Source organism: Pantoea sp. YU22 (genome assembly GCF_003970755.1).
Classification (GTDB): Bacteria; Pseudomonadota; Gammaproteobacteria; order Enterobacterales; family Enterobacteriaceae; genus Pantoea; species Pantoea piersonii.
This window is the reverse complement of record NZ_RYDU01000020.1, coordinates 1-23,025: the sequence shown is the minus strand read 5'-3', so window position 1 is coordinate 23,025 and position 23,025 is coordinate 1. Positions and strand designations below refer to the sequence as shown.

22 protein-coding genes and 2 pseudogenes are annotated in these 23,025 nt (G+C 49.3%); 18 read left to right on the top strand and 6 right to left on the bottom strand.

The features are described from left to right. Window positions 1–220: 220 nt before the first annotated feature. The 3 genes from EKL29_RS23145 to EKL29_RS20040 all read right to left on the bottom strand — a co-directional run bounded on the left by EKL29_RS23145 (window position 221) and on the right by EKL29_RS20040 (window position 1,983). On the bottom strand, window positions 221–391 hold the full coding sequence (locus EKL29_RS23145) for a hypothetical protein (protein ID WP_158618941.1): 171 nt from the start codon (window positions 389–391) through the stop codon (window positions 221–223). Between the two features lie 515 nt (window positions 392–906). Then, the gene (gene zinT, locus EKL29_RS20045; protein WP_120453734.1) at window positions 907–1,557 is read right to left on the bottom strand and encodes a metal-binding protein ZinT; all 651 of its coding nucleotides are present in this window, start codon (window positions 1,555–1,557) and stop codon (window positions 907–909) included. A gap of 108 nt (window positions 1,558–1,665) precedes the next feature. Further along, window positions 1,666–1,983 (bottom strand): hypothetical protein, encoded by a 318-nt coding sequence (locus tag EKL29_RS20040; protein ID WP_126690505.1) that lies wholly within the window; start codon window positions 1,981–1,983, stop codon window positions 1,666–1,668. Between the two features lie 448 nt (window positions 1,984–2,431). Between EKL29_RS20040 and EKL29_RS20035 the strand changes: the two genes are divergently transcribed. Beyond that, on the top strand, window positions 2,432–3,436 hold the full coding sequence (locus EKL29_RS20035) for an acyltransferase (protein ID WP_126690504.1): 1,005 nt from the start codon (window positions 2,432–2,434) through the stop codon (window positions 3,434–3,436). Between the two features lie 423 nt (window positions 3,437–3,859). Continuing rightward, a complete protein-coding gene (locus EKL29_RS20030; RefSeq protein ID WP_311779049.1) occupies window positions 3,860–4,510 on the top strand; it encodes a hypothetical protein in 651 nt (216 codons plus the stop codon). A gap of 16 nt (window positions 4,511–4,526) precedes the next feature. Here EKL29_RS20030 and EKL29_RS20025 read toward each other — a convergent pair whose 3' ends face one another. Next, the gene (locus EKL29_RS20025) at window positions 4,527–5,336 is read right to left on the bottom strand and encodes a polysaccharide pyruvyl transferase family protein (RefSeq protein WP_126690503.1); all 810 of its coding nucleotides are present in this window, start codon (window positions 5,334–5,336) and stop codon (window positions 4,527–4,529) included. Between the two features lie 110 nt (window positions 5,337–5,446). On the opposite strand from EKL29_RS20025, the pseudogene EKL29_RS20020 reads away from it, so the two are divergent. Both EKL29_RS20020 and EKL29_RS23585 read left to right on the top strand, forming a co-directional pair. Next, a pseudogene (locus tag EKL29_RS20020) lies at window positions 5,447–7,501 on the top strand (glycosyltransferase); the annotation flags it as partial. A gap of 2,347 nt (window positions 7,502–9,848) precedes the next feature. Then, complete coding sequence (locus tag EKL29_RS23585; protein ID WP_148104578.1) at window positions 9,849–10,199, top strand: tyrosine-type recombinase/integrase; 351 nt, start codon at window positions 9,849–9,851, stop codon at window positions 10,197–10,199. 35 nt (window positions 10,200–10,234) lie between these two features. Here the strand turns inward: EKL29_RS23585 and fliE are convergent, their stop codons facing one another. Next, complete coding sequence (fliE, locus tag EKL29_RS20010) at window positions 10,235–10,546, bottom strand: flagellar hook-basal body complex protein FliE (protein ID WP_120453591.1); 312 nt, start codon at window positions 10,544–10,546, stop codon at window positions 10,235–10,237. A 233-nt stretch (window positions 10,547–10,779) separates the two neighbouring features. On the opposite strand from fliE, the gene fliF reads away from it, so the two are divergent. The 14 genes and pseudogenes from fliF to rcsA all read left to right on the top strand — a co-directional run. After that, entirely contained in the window at window positions 10,780–12,486 is a 1,707-nt protein-coding gene (gene fliF / locus EKL29_RS20005; protein ID WP_126690502.1) for a flagellar basal-body MS-ring/collar protein FliF, read from the top strand. Continuing rightward, complete coding sequence (fliG, locus tag EKL29_RS20000; RefSeq protein WP_120453587.1) at window positions 12,483–13,475, top strand: flagellar motor switch protein FliG; 993 nt, start codon at window positions 12,483–12,485, stop codon at window positions 13,473–13,475. Before fliF ends, fliG begins: the two co-directional genes overlap by 4 nt. Further along, window positions 13,468–14,160 (top strand): flagellar assembly protein FliH, encoded by a 693-nt coding sequence (fliH, locus tag EKL29_RS19995; RefSeq protein WP_126690501.1) that lies wholly within the window; start codon window positions 13,468–13,470, stop codon window positions 14,158–14,160. Before fliG ends, fliH begins: the two co-directional genes overlap by 8 nt. Then, window positions 14,160–15,512, top strand: coding sequence for a flagellar protein export ATPase FliI (gene fliI / locus EKL29_RS19990; protein WP_120453583.1), 1,353 nt, complete (start codon window positions 14,160–14,162; stop codon window positions 15,510–15,512). Before fliH ends, fliI begins: the two co-directional genes overlap by 1 nt. Before the next feature lie 26 nt (window positions 15,513–15,538). Further along, a complete protein-coding gene (gene fliJ / locus EKL29_RS19985; protein WP_120453581.1) occupies window positions 15,539–15,982 on the top strand; it encodes a flagellar export protein FliJ in 444 nt (147 codons plus the stop codon). Beyond that, window positions 15,979–17,250 carry a flagellar hook-length control protein FliK gene (locus tag EKL29_RS19980; protein WP_126690500.1) on the top strand — a complete coding sequence of 424 codons (1,272 nt, stop codon included), beginning with the start codon at window positions 15,979–15,981 and terminating at the stop codon, window positions 17,248–17,250. The genes fliJ and EKL29_RS19980 overlap by 4 nt, the downstream gene beginning before the upstream one ends. 129 nt (window positions 17,251–17,379) lie before the next feature. Next, window positions 17,380–17,865: a flagellar basal body-associated protein FliL gene (fliL, locus tag EKL29_RS19975; protein ID WP_120453578.1), complete on the top strand. Its 486-nt coding sequence runs from the start codon at window positions 17,380–17,382 to the stop codon at window positions 17,863–17,865. A 4-nt stretch (window positions 17,866–17,869) separates the two neighbouring features. Then, window positions 17,870–18,877: a flagellar motor switch protein FliM gene (gene fliM / locus EKL29_RS19970; protein WP_033749825.1), complete on the top strand. Its 1,008-nt coding sequence runs from the start codon at window positions 17,870–17,872 to the stop codon at window positions 18,875–18,877. Further along, on the top strand, window positions 18,870–19,274 hold the full coding sequence (fliN, locus tag EKL29_RS19965; RefSeq protein WP_120453576.1) for a flagellar motor switch protein FliN: 405 nt from the start codon (window positions 18,870–18,872) through the stop codon (window positions 19,272–19,274). The genes fliM and fliN overlap by 8 nt, the downstream gene beginning before the upstream one ends. 5 nt (window positions 19,275–19,279) lie before the next feature. After that, window positions 19,280–19,678: a flagellar biosynthetic protein FliO gene (gene fliO / locus EKL29_RS19960; protein WP_120454200.1), complete on the top strand. Its 399-nt coding sequence runs from the start codon at window positions 19,280–19,282 to the stop codon at window positions 19,676–19,678. Further along, entirely contained in the window at window positions 19,678–20,409 is a 732-nt protein-coding gene (fliP, locus tag EKL29_RS19955; RefSeq protein WP_126690519.1) for a flagellar type III secretion system pore protein FliP, read from the top strand. The genes fliO and fliP overlap by 1 nt, the downstream gene beginning before the upstream one ends. Before the next feature lie 26 nt (window positions 20,410–20,435). Next, a complete protein-coding gene (gene fliQ / locus EKL29_RS19950) occupies window positions 20,436–20,705 on the top strand; it encodes a flagellar biosynthesis protein FliQ (protein ID WP_120453574.1) in 270 nt (89 codons plus the stop codon). Next, window positions 20,705–21,490 (top strand): flagellar biosynthetic protein FliR, encoded by a 786-nt coding sequence (gene fliR, locus EKL29_RS19945; protein WP_120453572.1) that lies wholly within the window; start codon window positions 20,705–20,707, stop codon window positions 21,488–21,490. The genes fliQ and fliR overlap by 1 nt, the downstream gene beginning before the upstream one ends. 635 nt (window positions 21,491–22,125) lie before the next feature. Then, a pseudogene (rcsA, locus tag EKL29_RS19940) lies at window positions 22,126–22,701 on the top strand (transcriptional regulator RcsA); the annotation flags it as partial. Between the two features lie 75 nt (window positions 22,702–22,776). On the opposite strand, the gene EKL29_RS19935 reads toward rcsA, so the two are convergent. After that, window positions 22,777–23,025, bottom strand: a 249-nt coding sequence (locus tag EKL29_RS19935) for an IS1 family transposase (protein ID WP_000675026.1), incomplete at its 5' end; no start/stop codon positions are given.

The window sequence follows — 23,025 nt, the reverse complement described above, 5'->3', positions numbered from 1 at the left end:
TCGAGCGGGTCTTTTTTTGCGTAATAAGAATTTCCTGTGACAGATAACCCGCCTGACCATTTCCTTATTTTCGACCCGGTGAGAAGATGACTATGCGCTATGCGCATTGCTTTTACGTAATGTAAACGAGAGTTCTGCTCTACTGGGCTTGCCCGCATTATGCGGGCAATTTTTTGCGTGTGCCGCTATGAACAAAGCCGTCCGCAGACGGCTTTAGCATTCAGGGATTAAGATTTTCATCCTCGTCTTCATCCTCGACGTCATCTTCCTGGTACTCGTCATCTTCTGGCATCTCGTCCTCATCCCCGCCGGGTATATCTTCTATGCTGCCTGGCACCTGGCCATCGCCGGGGATGGGATCGAGATCATCGGGACGTTCTGACATACGCACCTCCATTTACCCTTATTGGGTATATCTAGTTTAGCGCTGTGACTATTTATCATGCGTCTAAAATCACCGAAACGTGAACGAAGCGTAAAAGGTAAAACATTACGGCTCTGCCGTTTGGCTTTTTGTATAAGCCATGTTCCGCTTGTTGTATCACCTCATCTCGTCCCACTTTATTTGTTAAATTCATACTCATTATTTGACGGATCGCTTTATAGCTTCTTGAATGAAACAGAGGCCAACAAGGGAGGTAAATAACATGACTGAATTACTGCACATCATCTCTGTCAGCGCTATCGTCGCCGGGATATATTTAATCGATTAAAAGAATGGTTACGTAAGGGTAATATTTTTATAAATTTCCCCCGCAGTCGGCACCAATGCTCTGGAGCCTGGCTTCATCGCAGAACCTGACATAGCCTGGCCTGCGACGAGCTTGTAGCTTGACATATCTGTCTGAGCAGTTTGCATTAATTTTTAAAGCTTGTTCTGCGTGACTATTTTAATCTGTATTTAAACTATGAATGATGCAGCATTTCGTCAACGACCTGCTGTTGCGTTAACTGATACGGATAATAGGTTGGCCAGTTATCCATTTCGTCCAGCAGTGCCTGTTGAGAAACATTGCCGGTAAATATATGGAAATGGCTCGATTTGCGCGGTGCGATAATATGATCGCTAAACTGGACATATTTAGGTGCGGTACTGTTCGCGTCATTACATTCGAACAGGTAGCGAACCCCTTTATTGCCAGAGGCATAAGTCAGGATTTTGTGCCCTGCATAGCTGTAGTGACAGGCTGACACGCTGCCGCCGCGGTGAAACTCAATAACGCCATTTTCGATGCCCATTCGATCAATATCGGTAGCATAGCCTTTGCGATAATAGGCTTTATATTGCTCTGGACTTTTGTGCCCGTCTTTTTGCGCTTTCTTCACAAAGACCGGATCAAGTTTGCCTTGCTGCAACAACGGATAAACTGAGTCCCATACCCCTTCCCAGTCCGCCAGCGTGCGATCCCTGACATCTTTATTGTCGAAAATGCCTTCAGCCGCTTTCTGCTCCATTTGCGACAGCGCCGGGCCGTGTGAGTGATGCCCGTGCGCCATAACCTGCCCACTGATCGTCAGCATAACCAATACGGTTAAAGCCTGTTTTTTCGCCACCATTTTACCCTCCATAAGTGAAAGAGTGTAAAATGTTATGATATAACATTTCATAAAACAAGCTTTACACGCTAAAGCGTATGCAGGCTGGATGGCAAACTTGCTTAGCTCTTAGCGGGCGCTACATTTTACGTCGCGTAGCGTCTGCAGCTGTGACAGCCGCGATTTCGCTTTTTCACTGGCATTATGGCGCGCAATCCCGTTGCCGATCCCGAAGTCGCCCAGAAAGCCCATCACCGTACGATAGTCAAAGCTGCTGGTCTGTTTGATCTCCTGCTGGATACCGTGCGTTTTGGCGATCTCGCGCTCAAGCGCCTGACAATCCAGCGCCACCGCTTCCTCATCCGTAACCGCTGGCGCCTGGGGATACTGTTTTGTCGCGCATGCGGAAAGCATCAGCACGGCTGTGATTAAGACTAATTTTTTCATTGTGGTTCTGCTTCGCCGTGTCTGGAGTGAGGGACGTAAACCTGCCTGCGCAGTATTGCTGGATCAGGCTGATGCACGTTAAGTCCGGGTTTAGCAGAAGCATACTGCGAGGTCTGTTTCATCAATCTGGCGAACAGGGGGTGTTTTGGGGGATTTTTTGAAACAAGGAGGGGTTAACGGCACACAGGTGCCCTCTTCCCCAGCTACGCGTCTGCACAGCTCACCTAAAAATCAACAGAGAGCAATATGCAGAGTTGATTGCAAGTACGGATTCTTTAAAAGCATTCCTTGACAATCCTCAAACATTTCTTAGTATCACGCTTAACCTTCACTTACAGATTTTTAACAAATGACCTTTAAGCAAAGTATCCGTTTCGTTATCCGACTAAGCGATTTTAGGTTGACTATTTTGATGTTGATCACTAAGTAAAAAAGAAAAGGATAAATAATGAAAAGGCGTACTGGTTATGATATTTTTCGTAATCCTGATTATGCTGTTGATATCTTTTTTATATTGTCGGGCATTGTACTTTACCATTCATATAAAGATAAAGTCGGATCCGGTTCCATGTCTGGCATCGAGTTTTTTGTGATCCGTATTTTCCGCCTTTATCCGTTACATATCCTTGCAGTTTTATTAGTTCCAGTTGCTCTTTGCATATCAACTGGGCATTTTTTCCCTGAATGGTTAGGTAAAATCACCCCATGGAATATCGTCGGCGATCTCACTCTAACAAATTCTATTGGAATCGGATTCATACCAAAAACCAACGTGCCTAGCTGGTCCATATCTGTTGAGTTATTTGCTGGAACCCTGACTTTGCTTCTAAGTTTCATGCATAAGGTGCTTCCATGGATAACAGCAGTATTCGGAGTAGCATTAGGGCTTTACTTCAATATCGATGTAAAAGGCGCTTCTTATGCTGCATTTCCTTTCTTGAGTGATGGCGTTATTCGTTGCATGCTATGCGTATCGTTTGGTATATGTGCATATCAAATAAGCATGCGGTTTAGTATATGGATAAAACAAAATGAGAAAGTAATTGCTGGTACAATATTTTCAATTTTTATGCTAACGTTGATAATTCTTTTCGGTATGTCTCTCAGTCTACTCGCTTACCTTATCATTACACCTCTTGTTGCCCTCGCAATAGCAGCAATGCCGCATATAGAATCGGACTGCAAAAATTTCTTTGAATCAGACAAGCTAGTTTTCTTGGGTCATATTTCATTCTCGCTTTATATTATCCATACCCCTATAATTTATTCATTGCTGTGGCTGAAAGGCAACTCACTTAATGCCAATATCGTTTATGCAACTATCGCTATTGCAATCGCCGCAGGACTTTCTGTTCTGTCATTGAAATATATTGAACTTCCCTGCTACGTTTATGGGAAAAGATTCTGCAAAGAATTTTTCCTGCCCGGAGTAAAAAAACAAAGATCTCTTTGAGTAAGCGCCCCAAATAGTCTTTTAATATAAAATGGAAATTTCTTTAATGAAACCCTGGCTGCTTTTGTTAGTTCCATACTCTCCCCCGCTCCGATTAGCGCGCATTAAATCTGTCACAACCTTGGAACTTTTAAATGAAAATACACTCAATTTAAAGTTACTTAAAGATCATAAAAGAGGTGTATCTATCACTTGAAAAGCTCAAAAAGAACATAAGGTTATGATGACATAGGAATATTTCACATTTATTCACATTAATTAGAAACATATCACATGTATACCTTACGCAAATTCCCTTTCAAAACGAAAGAGATGTCATCAAAAATTAACTTTTTTACCCTACCCCTTGACAACATCATTTTATTGCTGAATATTTGTCATTTTACCATACTACGATTTAATATTAACATTTCAGGAAAAAAAATGAGCAAAATCTATAGTGAATTTGAAAGCATTGGTGATAATTGCGAGTTTGCATTCTTTCTCAGAGATTCTGGGTGTGATGATGGAAGCATTTTTCGCTGGACCCTTATTAAAGACTACGAAAGTTTTTTGCGATTAATAACCACTAACTTTAAGGATATATATAAATACGAAAATCTTACTCCATCTTGGGAAGACATGGTCTTAGATAAATCTTGTGGAATTTGTTTTCATACAGAAATGTATAGTGATAACATTTCTGGTTGCTGGCGCTGGAGATTCCCCGAAAATAAAAATAGGGACATACACAAAAAAGAACTAGAGAAAATAAATTATCTTGTTGAGAAATTTAAAAAAGGCCTTTCGTCCGGGAATAAAACATATGTTTTAAAAAACAACTCTAACAATCTTGATGACTTGGCTTTAAAGATAGCTCAATATTTTAAGGAGCAAGGAAATTGTAGCCTTTTATATGTAAAAAAATGTGATGAGACAAGTAATACTGGCAGGATTCATCAACTCACAGATAATCTCTATGAAGGCTATATTGATCGTTTTGCTGAATATAGTCGCGCTAACGATTTCTCGCGTTTTGGATGGGAGTTACTATTAAATAACTATCAGCAAATCAAGAAGTTTGGCAGCGCTTAAAGCGCTGCGAATATTTTCAACCTGCAGATAAGAACACAGTCTTGGGGTAACGGTTTAGCAAAGAGTATTTATAGACTGATTCGTTCTTATAATAAGAGTTAGGAAAGAAGTTAACTTCCTTGCCTAACAATGAGCCCAAGATAGCAACATGAAGCCTGTCAGTGTTAATAGTATCGTACTCCTCCAGGAAATTAATCATGCATCTTGATGAATTTCTGGCTAAATATTCATTATCCCAGTAATCCCCATTCCAGGTTAAGGAGATATCATGGTTGTTTTCTTTATAACTTTTTGTTAAGGATTCAGAATCAGTACGATAGCAGTTGGCTACTCCCTTAAAAGGGTCCACATATGAAAGATATGAAGGCAGATCTAAATAAAATGCCATATCGTCAGCCAGGAAAACACTCTCCCCAGCTATGTAACCTAATGACAATATATATTCATAGGATATATTCTCACGGCAAAATACCAAAAACTTGTTAACACCTCGTTTAAAAAACTCTTCATATCCCTTAATAGTTGACGGCATTATTACTATCTTAGAAAATTTCTCTTGATTTCTTGATATAAATTCCATCCCTTCGGCGTATAGGCCCTCAATCAGGTTACCACCGCCACCAAATATTAAAACATCTTTGTTGGGATCATAGTGGTTTGATACACGATACTGCTCATAGTTTAACCCGTGCTGCTTAAAAAAATCATACGTCGCGGAAGCGATAACTCCGTCCCCAGCATTGCCTGGGTTAGCCTTGTAGACAAGATTGTGCTTGGAATGATAAAATTTTAATAAAGATTCAAGGTCTAAATCGTAAGATGTCATTTTTTTACCTTACTGGCTGATGTACAAGTGGCTTTCGGTACGTTTTAGCAGCAGAACTTTTAAACTTAAAACTTTTCATTTGCAGCATATCTCGCTCAGGAAAATTTACAATGAAGAAGATTCTTATTATGACACCGGATATTGAAGGTCCGGTCAGAAATGGTGGTATTGGAACAGCGTTTACCGCATTAGCCACTACGCTAGCAAGTAACGGATTTGACATTGATGTTTTGTATACGTGCGGTGATTATTCTGAATCTTCCTCTAAGACCTTTAATGAATGGTCGCTTTACTACAGCCAGCATGGTGTTAATCTTTTAAGCACCCAGCTAAACAATGAAATTAGCATTGACGCGCCCTACTTCAGGAAAAAAGTTACTCCCTTTTCTTGTGGTTGAAGGAAAACAATATTTACGACATTGTTATTTCATGTGAATGGCAGGCAGATTTATACTATTCATTACTAGCAAAAAAACAAGGATTAAATTTTACAAAAACAAAATTCATCGTAAACACTCATAGTTCTACTTTATGGTCTGACGAAGGAAATTACCAATTACCTCATGATCAAAACCACCTAGAATTATATTATATGGAGAAATGTGTTACCGAAATGGCCGATGAGGTTGTTAGTCCATCACAGTATCTTTTAGACTGGATGAAAGGTAAAGGCTGGATTCTACCAGAAGCTAATTGTGTAATTTTAAATTGTGCTCCTTTTCAAGGTTTTGAAAAGAAAGAAACTATAGGCCATTCTGAAAGCAAAAATGCCTCAACTGCAAAAATAGAGTTGGTTTTCTTTGGCCGCCTGGAGACCAGGAAAGGGCTTGATATATTTCTACGTTCTTTAAAGAATTTAAGTAGTGATGATAAAAAGAATATATCTGCTATTACATTTTTGGGTAAAAATGTTAACTTGGGCTCTATAGACTCTGAAACGCATATAAGAAATAGTACGCGACGCCTGGAGTTACCAATAAACATAATAACAGATTATGACCGAACTAATGCAAATGAGTACATTAAACGAAAAAACGTACTTGTTATAATTCCATCATTAGTTGAAAACTCACCATATACTGTTTATGAATGTCTAATTAATGATGTTAATTTTCTTGCTTCTTCGGTAGGCGGCATTCCAGAATTGATACCAAGGAAAAATCATAATGAAATACTATTCCAGCCTAACCCGGTAGATCTTTATGGAAAAATTCATTCCCGATTAAAGAAATTTAGATGTGATACTCATCTTATTGTTGACCCTAGAGAAACAGAAATTAACTGGATACAGTTAATAAACAAAGAATTTAGCGATACATCTAATTCTATTGAAGAGGGTGATTTGCCTTTAGTAAGTATATGTATAACACATCACGATAGGCATCACTTATTGCAGCAAGCTATAGCTTCAGTAAAATCGCAAACTTACCCAAATATTGAAGTAGTAATTGTTGATGATGGAAGTGTTGAGGAAGAATCACACAAGTTCCTTGATTTATTAGAGCCCGACTTTAATACAAGGAACTGGAAGATTATACGCAGCTCCAACAATTATTTAGGGGCAGCGAGAAATCTTGCGGCTAAGCATGCTACGGGTGATTTTTTACTTTTCATGGATGACGATAACGTAGCAAAGCCACATGAAGTCGAAACGTTTGTAACTGCCGCTATAAACTCAGGTGCGGATATTTTAACCACGCCTAGTGATCTTATTTTTAGTGAAGAATACCCATCTCCTTTTAGAAAAATGACTCACTGCTGGCTCCCGCTTGGTCCTGATTTAAATGTTGCAAGTTTTAATAATTGTTTTGGTGATGCAAACTCTCTAATCAAGAAGGAGACATTTACAAATATTGGTGGGTTTACAGAAGATTATGGATTGGGTCACGAGGACTGGGAGTTTTTTACAAAGGCTGTTTTGAAGGGACACTCTCTACAACTTGTTCCGGAGCCTTTGTTCTGGTATCGAGTTGCAAATTCAGGGATGTTGCTAAGCGGGAATAAGGCAAAAAACAATTATAGAAGTTTCCGTCCATTTATGGATGAAAATATTAAGTACAATTTTGCCTTAGGTTTAGTGCCAGCCTACATGCAAAAAATTTCCGAATTAGAGTCCGAAATTAATAGATTGCAAAGTATGAACACCTCTCATTCACTTGGTAACAAAATAAAGAACCTTCAACATAATATTGAAATGCTGACCTCACAGCAACAAAGTGGCTGGGCTCACGATCGCTTCAATGTCTTGAATAATAAAATGGACTTACTTATTTCACAGCAGGAAAACGGATGGGCACACGATAGATTTAATGTGTTAAATGATAACATTACCCGCATCCACCTTGACATTATAAAAAACAAGCAGTCTATTCCTCGCAAAGTCTTTAGAAAAGTGAAAGCTGTCTTGAATAAGATAGTACATTAATAATTAATGAAAGACGTGCCCAGCATGTGCTGGGCTTTTATTATAAATTACACCTATCCCATCAGCGTAAATGAGGCTTGTTAGCAAATCTATAATTGAAAAGACTAAAAAATAAACGAGCTGCATACTCAAACACAACTACATCTACTTTCCAAAAGCATCCAGTATATTTTACTGAATTAATACACCTCCATTTTATTCAGATATAAATTATTTTTATAGCTTGAATTATCCTTAAAAATCCACGCTCCCAACTTTAGCCTATATAAATCTACGATCTATTGCCTTATCTCCTATAATCTTTTCAAAGAAATAGGGTTAAAAACGTTCCCTTTAAAAGCAGTCCGCCTTAAAGCTAAGAAGGTATCAGCTTTTCAAAATCAAGAAGGTTACTATCAACAATCGAGCCAGGAATAACTTGCCAGCATTGGCGGTTCAGCTGGTTAAATAACTTTATTAAATTTACGAGCTCAACATTAAGTGTACTCCTCAATTAAAACACTATTATCTTTTCTCGCAAGCTTATTAGTACAGATACATATATAACGTGCTAATCGCTCTCTGCCGGAGCGAATCCCAAATTAGACTTCAGCCTGATAGAGGATGCAAACGCGCAGGCAAATAATTTATCAGGTATGTAGATACTCGATGAAGTAAAAGAGTGAAATCAAGAAGAAGATTTACACAGGGAAATTCAACAAATTTGCGCATCTATGTTCTACACCAAAGTGCTTTAAAAATTAATTATTAATTATCTTGTTAGTTCTATTTTAATTACATACCCATAATTTCACCCAGAAATTATGTTGACTTTGTTTATTTATATGGTTTTAAGTTTTATGAAAAGCATACCGCAAGGCGCATTTCATATGTCCGATGATATTAGGTGCTTTGCGTTATTTTTTGTGCTACATGGACGTTACACAGTTCAGAAGTACACCTTTAGATAGCCGGGCGGTAAAGCTCTTTAAAACCATGAATTGTCACGACTGCCTTTCTCTGCAAGATAATGCCCACCATTCCTTTCCCCGTATCGTTTCGCAATCAGCAATAATCAGTATTGATATGAACGGTATCACTAACATGTGATAGTCATCTTTCTGAAAAGCAACTTCATCGTTTGGGTTAATGCGTTACACGCTTTTTAAGATGATAAAACTAGCTGGCATTTCGATGCAGACGCTATGCGATATGCGATATGCGATATGCGATATGCGATATGCGATATGCGATATGCGATATGCATTAATATACATTGTACAGTTATACGCGATACTTATCGAAGCCTGAGCTGGCCACAAATTTCGTTTTCACAATATATATTATAGAGTGCCCCCAGTTTGTTATCTCTGTTAGCACTTGACTCAAAAAATGCCTGATAACGCCGCATCCTACGGTTTCCTTGGCCGGGTGTCCAGATGTAATGCAGCTTTTCAGCTACAAGCGGGAATTATTAGTTGTTACGATTTGACGACGGCTACCAAATTTGGTTGCGTTCTAAAATGCGTGGGCAATCTTATAATAGCAAAGCATGATGCTTACCCTGCCCAGGTTTCTGTATTTAAATCAGCTCTATCATGCGCAATTTTTGGTAAGCCGTTGCATTTTACGCTTTTGTAAGGGGGCTTTATGCAAAATTTTTTGAAAAGTATTGGCGTGAGTGATTAAACTGCAGTGAACCAACCCGTAATTTCCTTAAGATGAGAGCGGTCTAATTCTTCTCTTTCACCGGCGCTTTTTTATAATGGTTCTGAAATTTATCTTACTTATTGATGTTAAGGTCAAACCGATAGAACACCAATATATGGTCACTGGCGATCCTGACAGAATTAAAGCACGGAGATTTATGCGTGCTAGCCTGAGAAAATATAGACCTTGAAGCGAAAGCGCTGAGAGTATCCCACAACCCAGCAAGGTTATTTGCCCACCAAACTTAAAAGCGGGCAACAGGATCATATGTTCGAATGCAGTGATAAAGGTTCTCCGCAATCAGCGTAAGCTAACAAAAATGTTTCTTCAGACCTCATTTACCTTTCACCTTTCACCTTTCACCTTTCACCTTTCATACCAAAGAGTATGGCGAAGGAATAGACGATCAGAAAACATTCGTATTCAACGCCAGCCTCGATGCAGTAAACGGCAGGTCAGGCGCTTACTATTCGACGGATTCACTTGGGCAAATATGGAACGGTGCGCTAAGGCGTGCAGGTCTTCGCCACCGTAAGGCATACCAGTCCAGGCACACATATGCATGCTGGTCACTTTCTGCCGGAGCAAACCCCAACTTCATCGCCAGTCAGATGGGGCATGCAAATGCGCAGATGGTGTATCAGGTATACGGATCCTGGATGAAGGAAAATGACGAAGCACAAAGGAGCATCCTCAACGAAAAACTGAACGAGTTTATCCCATCCATGCCCCACACCAAAGCGATCTAACCTTTAATGATATATTTATTAGTTAGTTAGCTTACCTACACCTGCATATTCATAATATCAGTATAAGCCGCCACCAGCTTGTTCCTGACCTGAATGCCCATCTGCATTGAGATAGAAGACTTCTGCATATCCACCATCACATCGTTCAGCGCGATGCCGGGTTTACCCATTTCAAAATCTTGCGCATGGGCGCGTGCGGTGTTCTGGGTGTCGCTGATCTTATCCAGCGCCGCTTTCATCGTGGCAGCGAAATCGACCGGCTGTGTCGCATCGCTGCTTTTGTTACTGGCCTGCAGCGAAGTCAGCTGAAGCTGCTGTAAAACGCCGTCAATTGCCTGAATGGACATGCAGTTACCTCATTAAGCGAAAGGGTTAGATTTTCTACGCTCAAAAAGTTAGCACATTGTCAATGAGACAAAGGCGCTAAATAACTGCAAAAAACCCGGCTTTTTCGCCCATCGAATTTTGCGATAAAGAAAATAATGCCATGCATTGAAGTGGAATTTCTTTTACGCAGTGTCAGGGAGTCTGTTTTGTCACCACAACAAACCCGGTCAATTATGTCAGGCAGGAATCGGTCATGAATGCGAGTGCAGCCGCTACACAGGATTCAGCAAAAAAAGGCTTCAGTGACCTTATCGCTCGCCTGCGCGCTAATCCGCGTATCCCCTTAATCGTTGCCGCCGCCGCCGCGATCGCCATCGTGATGGCGCTGGTGCTGTGGGCGAAAGCGCCCGACTACCGTGTGCTGTACAACAATCTCTCTGATGAAGATGGCGGCGCGATTGTTACCCAGCTTACGCAGATGAACATCCCCTATCGCTTCGCCGATAATGGCGGCGCGCTGATGGTGCCGGCGGAAAAGGTGCACGAGCTGCGCCTGCGCCTGGCGCAGCAGGGTCTGCCGAAAGGCGGCTCTGTTGGCTTTGAGCTGCTCGATCAGGAGAAGTTCGGCATCAGCCAGTTCAGCGAACAGGTCAACTACCAGCGCGCGCTGGAAGGTGAGCTGGCGCGCACCATCGAAACGTTAGGGCCGGTGAAAACGGCGCGCGTGCATCTGGCGATGCCGAAGCCGACGCTGTTCGTGCGCGAGCAGAAATCCCCTTCCGCCTCGGTCACCCTGAACCTGCAGCCGGGTCGTGCGCTGGATGAAGGCCAAATCCAGGCCATCGTGCATATGGTCTCCAGCAGCGTGGCAGGCCTGCCGCCGGGCAACGTCACCGTGGTCGATCAGACCGGGCGCCTGCTGACGCGTTCCGACAGCGAAGGCCGCGATCTCAACGACGCGCAGCTTAAATACACCGCCGAAGTAGAAGCGCGCTACCAGCAGCGCATTGAAGCGATCCTGAACCCGATTCTGGGCCAGGGCAACGTGCACGCGCAGGTAACGGCACAGCTTAACTTCGACAAGAGCGAGCAGACCGACGAGAAATATCAGCCTAACGGCAGTCCGAGCAGCGCCGCGATCCGTTCGCGCCAGACCAGCACCAGCGACCAGAGTGGCAGCCCTTATCCGGGCGGCGTGCCGGGCGCGCTCTCCAACCAGCCAGCGCCAGCCAACACCGCGCCGGTTAACGCGCCTAACGGACAGAATGGCCAAAACGGCCAGCAGAACAACGCGAATAACGGCAGCAGCACCAGCACGGCAAACAGCAACGTACCGACCAACTCGCGCCGCGACGATACGGTGAACTACGAGCTGGACCGCACTATCCGCCATACCAAAATGAACGTTGGCGACGTGCAGCGCCTTTCGGTAGCGGTAGTCGTCAACTATCGCACCGACGACAAAGGCAAGCCGATCGCCCTTAACGAACAGCAGCTGAAGCAGGTAGAAGATCTGACCCGCGAGGCGATGGGCTACTCACAGCCGCGCGGCGACAGCGTCAACGTGGTTAACTCCGAGTTCACCGCAACCGATCCAAGCAGCGGCGACCTGCCTTTCTGGCAGCAGCAGAGCTTCTTCGATCAGATGATGAACATCGGCAAATGGCTGCTTATCGCTCTGGTCGCCTTCATCCTCTACCGCAAAATGGTGCGTCCGCAGCTGATGCGTAAACGCGAAGCGGAAAAAGCCGCCGTGGAAGCGGCGACTCAGCGCGCCGCAGCCGAGCAGCAGGAAGAAGCCTACAGCGTACAGCTCAGTAAAGATGAGCAGGATCTGGAGCGTAAGTCTAACAACCGCATGAGCGCCGAGGTGATGAGCCAGCGCATCCGCGATATGTCCGAGAACGATCCGCGCGTCGTCGCGCTGGTTATCCGCGAATGGATGAGTAAAGAACTATGAGTCTGACCGGAACTGAAAAAAGCGCCATCCTGATGATGACCATCGGCGAAGAGCGCGCCGCCGAGGTGTTCAAGCACCTTAACCAGCGTGAAGTGCAGCATCTGAGCGGCGCGATGGCGAATATGCGCCAGGTGTCGCACAAGCAGCTCACCGAAATTCTGCGTGAGTTCGAGACCGATGCCGAACAGTTTGCGGCGCTCAGCCTCAACTCCAACGAGTACCTGCGTTCGGTGCTGACCAAAGCGCTGGGCGAAGAGCGCGCCGCCAGCCTGCTGGAGGATATTCTCGAATCCCGCGAGACCACCAGCGGTATGGAGACGCTCAACTTTATGGAGCCGCAGGCCGCCGCCGATCTTATCCGCGACGAACATCCGCAGATCATCGCCACTATTCTGGTGCACCTCAAACGTGGCCAGGCGGCGGATATTCTGGCGCTGTTCGACGAGCGCCTGCGTCACGACGTTATGCTGCGTATCGCCACCTTTGGCGGCGTACAGCCGGCAGCGCTGGCGGAGCTGACCGAAGTGCTCAACAACCTGCTGGACGGCACCAACCTCAAGCGCGCCAAGATGGGCGGCGTGAGAACCGCAGCGGAAATCATCAACCTGATGAAAACGCAGCAGGAAGAAGCGGTTATCGAAGCGGTGCGCGACTTCGACGGCGAGCTGGCCCAGAAGATTATCGACGAGATGTTCCTGTTCGAGAACCTGGTGGAAGTGGACGACCGCAGCATCCAGCGTCTGCTGCAGGAAGTGGAGTCCGAGCAGTTGCTGGTCGCGTTGAAAGGCGCGGAACAGCCGCTGCGCGAGAAGTTCCTCAAGAATATGTCGGCGCGCGCCGCAGATATCCTGCGCGACGACCTTGCCAACCGCGGACCGGTACGTATGTCTGCGGTGGAGAACGAACAGAAAGCCATCCTGCTTATCGTCCGTCGTCTGGCGGAATCGGGCGAGATGGTGATTGGTGGCGGCGAGGAAACCTATGTCTGATGCCTTTTCCGCCCGCCCGTGGCAGCTCTGGCAGCCTGATGATTTAGGCCGCAGCAATGAACCGGAACCGGAGATCCTGCCGGAGCCGGAGATGTTCGAGTCGGAAGCCGACGAACAGCAGCAGCAGTTCGAGCGCATGCAGCAGCAGGCGCGCAAAGAATCGCAGGCGCAGGGTTATAACGAAGGCTATCAGCAGGGCTTCGCCGAAGGTCAGAAAGCGGGCTACGACGCCGGTTTTCAGCAGGGGCTGGCCGACGCGCAGCAGCAGCAGGCGCCGCTTCAGGCGCGTATGCAGCAGCTGGTTACCGAGTTCCAGCATTCGCTGGAGGCGCTCGACAGCGTGATCGCTTCGCGTTTGATGCAGCTGGCGCTTGAAGCCGCGCGTCAGGTGATCGGCCAGGCGACCGCGGTGGACGGCAGCGCCCTGCTGCGTCAAATCCAGCAGTTGCTGCAGCAGGAGCCGATGTTCAGCGGCAAACCGCAGCTGCGCGTCCATCCTGACGATCTGCAACGTATTGAGCAGACGCTCGGCCCGACGCTGGATCTGCACGGCTGGCGTCTGCTGGCTGACGGTACGCTGCATCCCGGCGGCTGCAAGCTGAGCGCCGAAGATGGCGATCTCGACGCCAGCGTGGCGACGCGCTGGCAGGAGCTGTGTCGCCTCGCTGCGCCAGGAGAGTTTTAATGACCTCACGACTGTCACGCTGGCTGGGCGCGCTCGACGCCTTTGAAACCCGCATCGCGCAGGTGCAGCCGGTGCGCCGCTATGGCCGCCTGACGCGCGCCACCGGTCTGGTGCTGGAGGCGACCGGCCTGCAGCTGCCGCTCGGCGCGACCTGCGTTATCGAGCGCAACGACGGCAAAACCCTGACCGAAGTCGAAAGCGAAGTCGTGGGCTTCAACGGCCAGAAACTGTTTCTGATGCCGCTGGAAGAGGTCGACGGCATTCTGCCCGGCGCGCGCGTCTATGCGCGCGACAGCGGACACAGCGGCAAACAGCTGCTGCTCGGCCCGCAGCTGCTGGGCCGCGTGCTCGACGGCAGCGGCAAGCCGCTCGACGGTCTGCCGTCGCCCGATACTAATTACCGCGCGCCGCTGATCACCCCGCCCTTCAACCCGTTACAGCGCACGCCGATTACCGACGTGCTGGATACCGGCGTACGCGCCATCAATGCCCTGCTCACCGTGGGGCGCGGTCAGCGTATGGGCCTGTTCGCCGGTTCCGGCGTCGGCAAAAGCGTGCTGCTCGGCATGATGGCGCGCTATACCCAGGCCGATGTCATCGTGGTGGGACTGATTGGCGAGCGCGGCCGCGAAGTAAAAGACTTTATAGAAAATATTCTCGGCGCTGAAGGCCGGGCACGTTCGGTCGTCATCGCCGCGCCCGCAGACGTTTCGCCGCTGCTGCGTATGCAGGGGGCCGCCTACGCCACGCGTATCGCGGAAGATTTCCGCGATCGCGGCCAGCATGTGCTGCTGATCATGGACTCCCTGACGCGCTATGCCATGGCGCAGCGTGAAATTGCGCTGGCCATCGGCGAGCCGCCCGCCACCAAAGGCTATCCGCCTTCGGTGTTCGCCAAACTGCCCGCGCTGGTCGAACGCGCCGGCAACGGCACGCACGGCGGCGGCTCAATCACCGCCTTCTATACCGTACTGACGGAAGGCGACGATCAGCAGGATCCTATCGCCGACTCGGCGCGCGCCATTCTCGACGGCCATATCGTGCTGTCGCGTCGGCTGGCCGAAGCGGGTCACTATCCGGCGATTGATATCGAGGCATCCATCAGCCGCGCCATGACCGCGCTGATCGATGAGGATCACTATGCGCGGGTGCGCCAGTTTAAACAGCTGCTTTCCAGCTTCCAGCGCAACCGCGACCTGGTCAGCGTCGGCGCCTACGCCGCTGGCAGCGATCCGATGCTGGATAAGGCGATCCGCCTCTATCCGCAGATGGAAGCCTTTCTGCAACAGGGCATTTTTGAACGCAGCCACTACGACGACGCCTGCCTGCATCTGCATGCGCTGTTCGGCTAACGGCGGCGTAACGCGAGGAGTGAGCGATGAAAAGCGCCAGTGCTATCGACACGCTGCGTGATTTAGCCGAGCAGGATCTGGAAAAAGCCGTGATCCACCTCGGCGATATGCGCCGCGGCGTGCGCCAGGCGGACGAGCAGCTGAACATGCTGCTCGACTACCAGGATGAGTACCGCAACAAACTGAACAACGATATGTCGGGCGGCATCGCCACGAATCGCTGGACCAACTATCACCAGTTTATTCAGACGCTGGAAAAAGCGATTGAGCAGCACCGCGCCCAGCTCAACCACTGGAACCAGCGGCTGGAACAGGCATTAACAAGCTGGCGTGAAAAGCAGCAGCGCCTTAACGCCTATCAGACGTTAATCAGCCGCGCGGCGGACAACGCATTACGAGTAGAAAACCGTCTCGATCAGAAACGGATGGATGAATATGCCCAACGGGCCGCATTGAGGAAAGGCGAATGATTACGCTGCCAAACATTGTCACCACCGCCAGCGCAAAAGGTGATGTGAACAGTTCAGATTCCGCAGACCTTTTGCACAGCGCCAAATCGCTGCCGCAGGGCTTTCTGACTGAGCTGGGCAACCGCCTGCTGACGCTGGCGAAACAGCAGGGAAATACCACGCAATCCGCTGAAAGCGTAGAGGAAAGCCAGGACGCTTCCGCGCCGACGGGCCAGCTCAACGCGCTGCTGACCGCTTTAGACAAACCCGGCAGTCTGGAGGCGCTGTTGACGCCGGAAAATATTAAAGCCGCCACCAAATCCGCCGATGATAAGGATAAGGCGAGCGCAGAAACCTTAACCAGTAGCGATGCGCAGACGATGCAGGCGCTGTTCGCCATGCTGCCGGTGTCGCCCGTTGCGCAGAGCAGCGCGACAAGCGTCACGACTGCGACGGCGTCGTCCGGCAGCGAAACGCGCCGCAGCGCGGCCTCGGACAAAGTGCTCTCTACGCTGAGCCAGGCGTTAGGCAGCTCGCTGGCGCAAAGCCAGCCGCAGCAGGCTTCAACCCCTGCACACGCCGAGGCGAAAACCAGCCAGGCGGCCCTGACGACGACGGGCGCGGCAGCGAGCACCGCGGCGACCAGCACCGCGCCGCTCACGCTGGACAGCAGCTTTCAGCAGGTATTGAGCAGCTTCAGCAAGCAGGATGAGAAAAGCGCCTCGCTGACGCAGACGGACAGCACCGCGCTGACCAGCGCGCCGCTCAGCAGCAGCACCGCGCCGCTGATAACGCAGACCGCATCGGCCACGACCGATACGCCATCGACGCCGATGCTTAACGCTCAGCTGGGCAGCGACGAATGGCAGCAGGCGCTGAGCCAGCAAATCGTGATGTTCAGCCGCAACGGCCAGCAAAACGCCGAACTGCGACTGCATCCGGCAGACCTTGGCGCGATCCAGATTAGTTTGAAACTGGATAACGACCAGGCGCAGATCAATATGGCCTCCAGCCACAGCCACGTCAGGGCCGCGCTGGAAGCCGCCCTTCCGCAGCTGCGTACCGCGCTGGCGGAAAACGGCATTAACCTGGGACAGAGTCAGGTAAGCAGTGACAGCTTCGCGCAGGGCCAGGGCTTCCAGCAGCAGCAACAGGAGGCACGCCGCGACGGACAGCACGGCACCTTCTCTCTCTCCCAGGATGACGATAGCGAGATAACGCCGATCGCCGTTCCCGCCGCCTTACAGGCGCGCATCCTCGGCACCGGCGCTGTCGATACTTTTGCCTGACAGCGACAAACGCTGAAGGTAAGCGTAAAACCCGCGTCTTTTCTTCCCATTGTTTGACTTAAGACGCGGGATAATCTGTCCAGGCAAACCGAGAGGTTTGCCAATAATTCACAGGAAGTTACTGCAAAAATGTCTGATAACGCGAAAGCAAAAGGCCGCAAACGTTCACTCTTAATTCCGGTGTTACTGATTGTAACGCTGGCCGCTTGTAGCGTGGCAGGTTATGCAGCCTGGCGAATGATGAATAAACACGATAGCGATAAGCCGGAAGCTGCGAAAGTTGAACCACCGCCCGCTCCCGTCTTTTTTGCGCTTGATACCTTTACGGTCAATCTGGTCAATCCTGACAACGATCCTGACCGCGTGCTGTACGTAGGTTTTACCCTGCGTCTGCCGGATGAGGATACCCGTCGTCGGATGAATGATTATCTGCCGGAAGTGCGTAGCCGTCTGCTGCTGCTGCTCTCCCGTCAGAGCGCCGCCGCCCTGGCGTCGGAGCAAGGTAAGCAAGCGCTGATTGATCAGATTAAGCAGGTGCTGTCACCTCCGCTGGTGAAAGGACAGCCTGCGCAGGTGGTAACCGACGTGCTGTTTACCGCCTTCATTTTGAGGTAAATCAATGGGCGATAGCATTCTCTCCCAGGCTGAGATTGACGCGCTGCTTAACGGCGACAGTGACAGCGCGGTAGATGAAAAGAGTCAAAGCGGGCCGGAAGGCGACATTCGTCCTTACGACCCTAATACCCAGCGTCGCGTGGTGCGCGAGCGTCTTCAGGCGCTGGAGATTATTAACGAGCGTTTCGCCCGACATTTCCGTATGGCGCTGTTTAACCTGCTGCGCCGCAGCCCGGATATCAGCGTCGGTGCGATCAAGATTCAGCCGTACCATGAGTTCGCCCGCAATTTGCCGGTGCCAACCAACCTGAATCTGATCCACCTGAAACCGCTGCGCGGAACCGCGCTGGTGGTGTTCTCGCCCAGTCTGGTGTTTATCGCGGTAGATAACCTGTTCGGCGGCGACGGACGCTTCCCCACTAAGGTGGAAGGTCGCGAGTTCACCCACACCGAACAGCGCGTTATCCGCCGCATGCTGAAACTGGCGCTGGAAGGCTACAGCGACGCGTGGAAGGCGATTTATCCGCTGGATGTGGAATATGTTCGCTCCGAAATGCAGGTTAAGTTCACCAATATCACCACCTCGCCGAACGATATCGTGGTCAACACGCCGTTCCAGGTCGAGATTGGTAACCTGGTGGGTGAATTTAACATCTGTATTCCGTTCTCGATGATTGAGCCGCTGCGCGAACTGCTGGTCAACCCGCCGCTGGAGAACTCCCGCACCGAGGATAATCACTGGCGCGAAAACCTGGTGAAACAGGTGCAGCATTCGGAACTGGAGCTGATTGCGCATTTTGCCGAAACCTCGCTGCGTCTGTCGCGTATTTTGCAGCTGAAGCCCGGCGATGTGCTACCAATCGAGAAACCGGAGCGCATTATCGCGCACGTTGACGGCGTCCCGGTGCTGACCAGTCAGTACGGCACCATGAATGGCCAGTACGCCCTGCGTGTCGAGCATTTGATTAACCCGATTTTGAATTCGCTGAATGAGGAACAGCCCAATGAGTGACAGCAATAAACCGTCCGACGACATTTCTGCGGACGATCTGTGGGCTGAGGCGATGAACGAGCAGGCCGCCACCAGCGCGCCGCAGAGCGACGACGTGTTTAAAACGTTCGAGAGCAGCGCCGCCGCCGGTTCACTGCAGGACATCGACCTGATTATGGATATCCCGGTCAAGCTCACCGTTGAGCTGGGCCGCACTAAAATGACCATCAAAGAGCTGCTGCGTCTGACGCAGGGTTCCGTGGTGGCGCTGGACGGTCTGGCTGGCGAGCCGCTGGATATCCTGATCAACGGCTACCTGATCGCCCAGGGCGAAGTCGTGGTAGTGAATGATAAATATGGCGTGCGCATCACCGATATTATTACGCCGTCTGAACGTATGCGTCGTCTGAGTCGCTAAGTATGATGAATACCCAGTCTCACGCGCTGCAACCCGCGGCGCCCGCGGCACCGGCTATTTCAACCGGTTCCGTCGTGACCCAGGTCAGCAGCGTGCTGGCCGTGATTGTACTGCTGATCCTCGCCTGCGCCTGGCTGGCGCGCCGTCTCGGCTTTGCGCCGAAAACGGTGAGCAACCAGGCCCTGAAGGTGAGCGCCAGCGTACAGGTCGGCCAGCGCGAACGCGTGGTGATTGTGGATACCGCCGAGGCGCGCCTGGTGCTGGGCGTCACGGCGGCGCAGATTACCCATCTGCATACGCTGCCACCGGTGGCGCCAGATGAGCGCGCGCCCGCTTCCGCCGCGCCGCAAGATTTTCGTCAGCTGTTACAGAACCTGGTTAAACGTCCCGGAAAACCCCAATGATGCGTCGACTGCTTCCTCTTCTGGCACTGCTGTTGCTGGCGCCAGCCGCTCACGCCCAGCTGCCGGGCCTGGTAAGCCATGCGTTGCCCAACGGCGGGCAAAGCTGGTCACTGCCGGTGCAGACGCTGGTTTTCATTACCTCGCTGACCTTTATTCCGGCCGTGCTGCTGATGATGACCAGCTTTACCCGCATCATCATCGTGTTCGGCCTGCTGCGCAACGCGCTCGGCACGCCTTCCGCGCCGCCGAATCAGGTGTTGCTCGGCCTGGCGCTCTTCCTTACCTTCTTTATTATGGCGCCGACCTTCGACAAGATTTACGACGAGGCGTATTTGCCCTTTAGCCAGGACAAAATCAATATGGATGTGGCGCTGGAGAAAGGCGCGCAGCCGCTGCGCGACTTTATGCTGCGCCAGACGCGCGAAGCGGACCTGGCGCTGTTCGCCCGCCTGGCGAATACGTCGCCGATCGAAGGACCAGAAGCGGTGCCGATGCGCATTTTACTGCCCGCTTACGTGACCAGCGAGTTAAAAACCGCTTTCCAGATTGGTTTTACCGTTTTTATTCCGTTTCTGATTATCGACCTGGTGGTCGCCAGCGTGCTGATGGCGCTGGGGATGATGATGGTGCCGCCGGCAACCATCTCGCTGCCGTTCAAACTGATGCTTTTTGTACTGGTGGATGGCTGGCAGTTGTTAGTCGGCTCCCTGGCGCAAAGCTTCTATTCCTGATTATTCCGATTCCCCCGGAGAGATAAATGACGCCAGAATCCGTAATGGCAATGGGCCAGGAAGCGATGCGCCTGGCGCTGATGCTTGCCGCGCCCCTGCTGCTGGCGGCGCTGGTCAGCGGCCTGATTATCAGTCTGCTGCAGGCCGCGACTCAGGTTAACGAACAAACGCTTTCATTTATTCCGAAAGTGCTGGCCGTCGCCGCGACGGCGGTTATTGCCGGGCCCTGGATGCTGAATCTGGTGCTGGACTATATCCGCACCCTGTTTACCAACCTGCCTTATATGATCGGCTGATGGTCACGCTCGACAGCAGCCAGCTGGTTCACTGGGTCAGTCAGTTTTTCTGGCCGCTGGCGCGTATGCTGGCGTTGTTCGCCACGGCGCCGCTGCTGAGCGAGCGCGCCATCAGCAACCGTGTGAAGATCGGTCTGGCGGCGCTGATTACCTGGATAATGGTGCCGACGCTGCCCTCGGTTGAGGTAACGCTGTTTTCACCTGCCGGTTTCTGGCTGCTGCTTCAGCAGATGCTGATTGGCGTTGGCCTGGGGTTCACGATGCAGCTGGCATTTGCTGCGGTGCGCCTGTCCGGCGAGGTGATCGGTTTACAGATGGGGCTCTCTTTCGCCACCTTTTTCGATCCCGGCAGCCGACTCAATATGCCGGTACTGGCGCGTTTTCTCGATATGCTGGCGATGTTGCTCTTCCTGACCTTTAACGGTCATCTGTGGCTGATCTCATTACTGGCGGATAGTTTTCATACGTTGCCGATCGGCGGGCAGCCGTTAAACGCCAATGCTTTTAATGCACTGGTCAAAGCGGGCGGATTAATTTTCCTTAATGGCATGATGTTAGCGCTACCCTTAATCGTCTTGCTGCTTCTGATAAACCTGGTACTGGGTTTGTTAAACCGTGTTACACCTCAGCTGTCGATTTTCGCGGTTGGCTTTCCAATTACCTTAACAGTGGGAATTTTGACCATGGGGTTGATGATGCCACTGGTTGCGCCCTTCTGTGAGCATCTGTTCAGCGAAGTCTTTGATTTGCTCGCCCAGTTTCTTTCGGAACTGTCTCACCCCTGATGATTAAGTATCTCACTATCTTTCTGAAGTGATACTTAAGCCACTTAAAACATTCTGTGCATTTTTCAAACCAGTTTTCTCAGAAATCAACTAAGGAAATTCTGATAAATGAGAAGTAACTCTGAAAATTATTCTTATTAAACCCCGCTTCAAGTATTTTATTTCACAGATTCCCGGCATCGCTAACTCAGTGGAATCGTTGACAAAATCGGCAACAGATTGTTTTCGAACAAAAAAAATCCTTTAACGATTTTTCTTGTCAGGACCTTTTTTTTCCGGCATTGTCAACACTCGCTGAAACGTCACACTTTCGCGAATCAAATGTTTTTAAGAATCGTCCTATCAGAATTGAGTGTGTTATGCGCGATAGTGACGGGGCTCTCAAAACAGGGTGTTATGCACGCTTATTGCAAACCGCCAGCGATTCCCGCTATCACTGGAGGGATAAGTGACGTCAAGGCAGCACAAAAACAACTTTGCAGAAACGGGTCAGGGAAGAATACTTTTGGCAGGCGTATGGCCTGTCGCCAGACTGCTGAGCAGAATAAAAAAGTGTCTTAGAAATCTCTCTCGTACCGCAACGCGTAATTCATCGTTGATTTAAACGGATAACAAATTGGTGAGGGTCGCTAAACATGCCAACGATTATTATGGATTCATGCAACTACACACGCCTGGGATTATCGGACTATATGTCCTGTAAGGGAGTCAAAAAGAAAAACATCTTTTCCGTCTCCGATATTGAGCAATTACAGCAACGCTGCGAACAGTTAAAACCTGGCGTAGTGTTTATTAACGAAGAATGTTTTATTCATGAATCGGATTCCAGCGACCGCATCCGAAGCATTATTATGCAGCACCCGGAAACGCTATTTTTTATCTTTATGGCGATTTCTAATATCCATTTTGAGGAATACCTCTACGTTCGTAAGAACCTGATTATTACGTCAAAATCGATAAAAACAACGACACTGGACTCTTTACTCAGCACCTATTTGCAGAAGAAGCTCAACGCATCCACCCGTATTTCTTCAGGTCTGGATGTACACCCGCTGACATTAAGTCAGACTGAGTCGAATATGCTGAAAATGTGGATGTCAGGTCATGACACCATTCAAATTTCAGACAAGATGCAAATTAAAGCCAAAACCGTCTCGTCACATAAAGGCAATATTAAGCGCAAGATCAAAACCCATAATAAGCAGGTTATCGGTAATGACTCCAACTTATTGATAGTGTTTTATGTTCAGATAATGCCCGATGACTTTGTCGGTAATGACTCCAAATTATTGATAGTGTTTTATGTTCAGATAATGCCCGATGACTTTGTCATGCAGCTCCACCGATTTTGAGAACGACAGCGACTTCCGTCCCAGCCGTGCCAGGTGCTGCCTCAGATTCAGGTTATGCCGCTCAATTCGCTGCGTATATCGCTTGCTGATTACGTGCAGCTTTCCCTTCAGGCGGGATTCATACAGCGGCCAGCCATCCGTCATCCATATCACCACGTCAAAGGGTGACAGCAGGCTCATAAG

Coding starts and splice junctions, on each gene's coding strand:
- fliF (WP_126690502.1), top strand. CDS start 10,780: ATGAATGCGAGTGCAGCCGCTACACAGGATTCAGCAAAAAAAGGCTTC.
- EKL29_RS20035 (WP_126690504.1), top strand. CDS start 2,432: ATGAAAAGGCGTACTGGTTATGATATTTTTCGTAATCCTGATTATGCT.
- fliG (WP_120453587.1), top strand. CDS start 12,483: ATGAGTCTGACCGGAACTGAAAAAAGCGCCATCCTGATGATGACCATC.
- zinT (WP_120453734.1), bottom strand. CDS start 1,557: ATGGTGGCGAAAAAACAGGCTTTAACCGTATTGGTTATGCTGACGATC.
- fliM (WP_033749825.1), top strand. CDS start 17,870: ATGGGCGATAGCATTCTCTCCCAGGCTGAGATTGACGCGCTGCTTAAC.
- fliN (WP_120453576.1), top strand. CDS start 18,870: ATGAGTGACAGCAATAAACCGTCCGACGACATTTCTGCGGACGATCTG.
- fliL (WP_120453578.1), top strand. CDS start 17,380: ATGTCTGATAACGCGAAAGCAAAAGGCCGCAAACGTTCACTCTTAATT.
- fliH (WP_126690501.1), top strand. CDS start 13,468: ATGTCTGATGCCTTTTCCGCCCGCCCGTGGCAGCTCTGGCAGCCTGAT.
- fliO (WP_120454200.1), top strand. CDS start 19,280: ATGAATACCCAGTCTCACGCGCTGCAACCCGCGGCGCCCGCGGCACCG.
- EKL29_RS19980 (WP_126690500.1), top strand. CDS start 15,979: ATGATTACGCTGCCAAACATTGTCACCACCGCCAGCGCAAAAGGTGAT.
- fliR (WP_120453572.1), top strand. CDS start 20,705: ATGGTCACGCTCGACAGCAGCCAGCTGGTTCACTGGGTCAGTCAGTTT.
- fliJ (WP_120453581.1), top strand. CDS start 15,539: ATGAAAAGCGCCAGTGCTATCGACACGCTGCGTGATTTAGCCGAGCAG.
- fliP (WP_126690519.1), top strand. CDS start 19,678: ATGCGTCGACTGCTTCCTCTTCTGGCACTGCTGTTGCTGGCGCCAGCC.
- EKL29_RS20040 (WP_126690505.1), bottom strand. CDS start 1,983: ATGAAAAAATTAGTCTTAATCACAGCCGTGCTGATGCTTTCCGCATGC.
- EKL29_RS20030 (WP_311779049.1), top strand. CDS start 3,860: ATGAGCAAAATCTATAGTGAATTTGAAAGCATTGGTGATAATTGCGAG.
- fliE (WP_120453591.1), bottom strand. CDS start 10,546: ATGTCCATTCAGGCAATTGACGGCGTTTTACAGCAGCTTCAGCTGACT.
- EKL29_RS20025 (WP_126690503.1), bottom strand. CDS start 5,336: ATGACATCTTACGATTTAGACCTTGAATCTTTATTAAAATTTTATCAT.
- fliQ (WP_120453574.1), top strand. CDS start 20,436: ATGACGCCAGAATCCGTAATGGCAATGGGCCAGGAAGCGATGCGCCTG.
- fliI (WP_120453583.1), top strand. CDS start 14,160: ATGACCTCACGACTGTCACGCTGGCTGGGCGCGCTCGACGCCTTTGAA.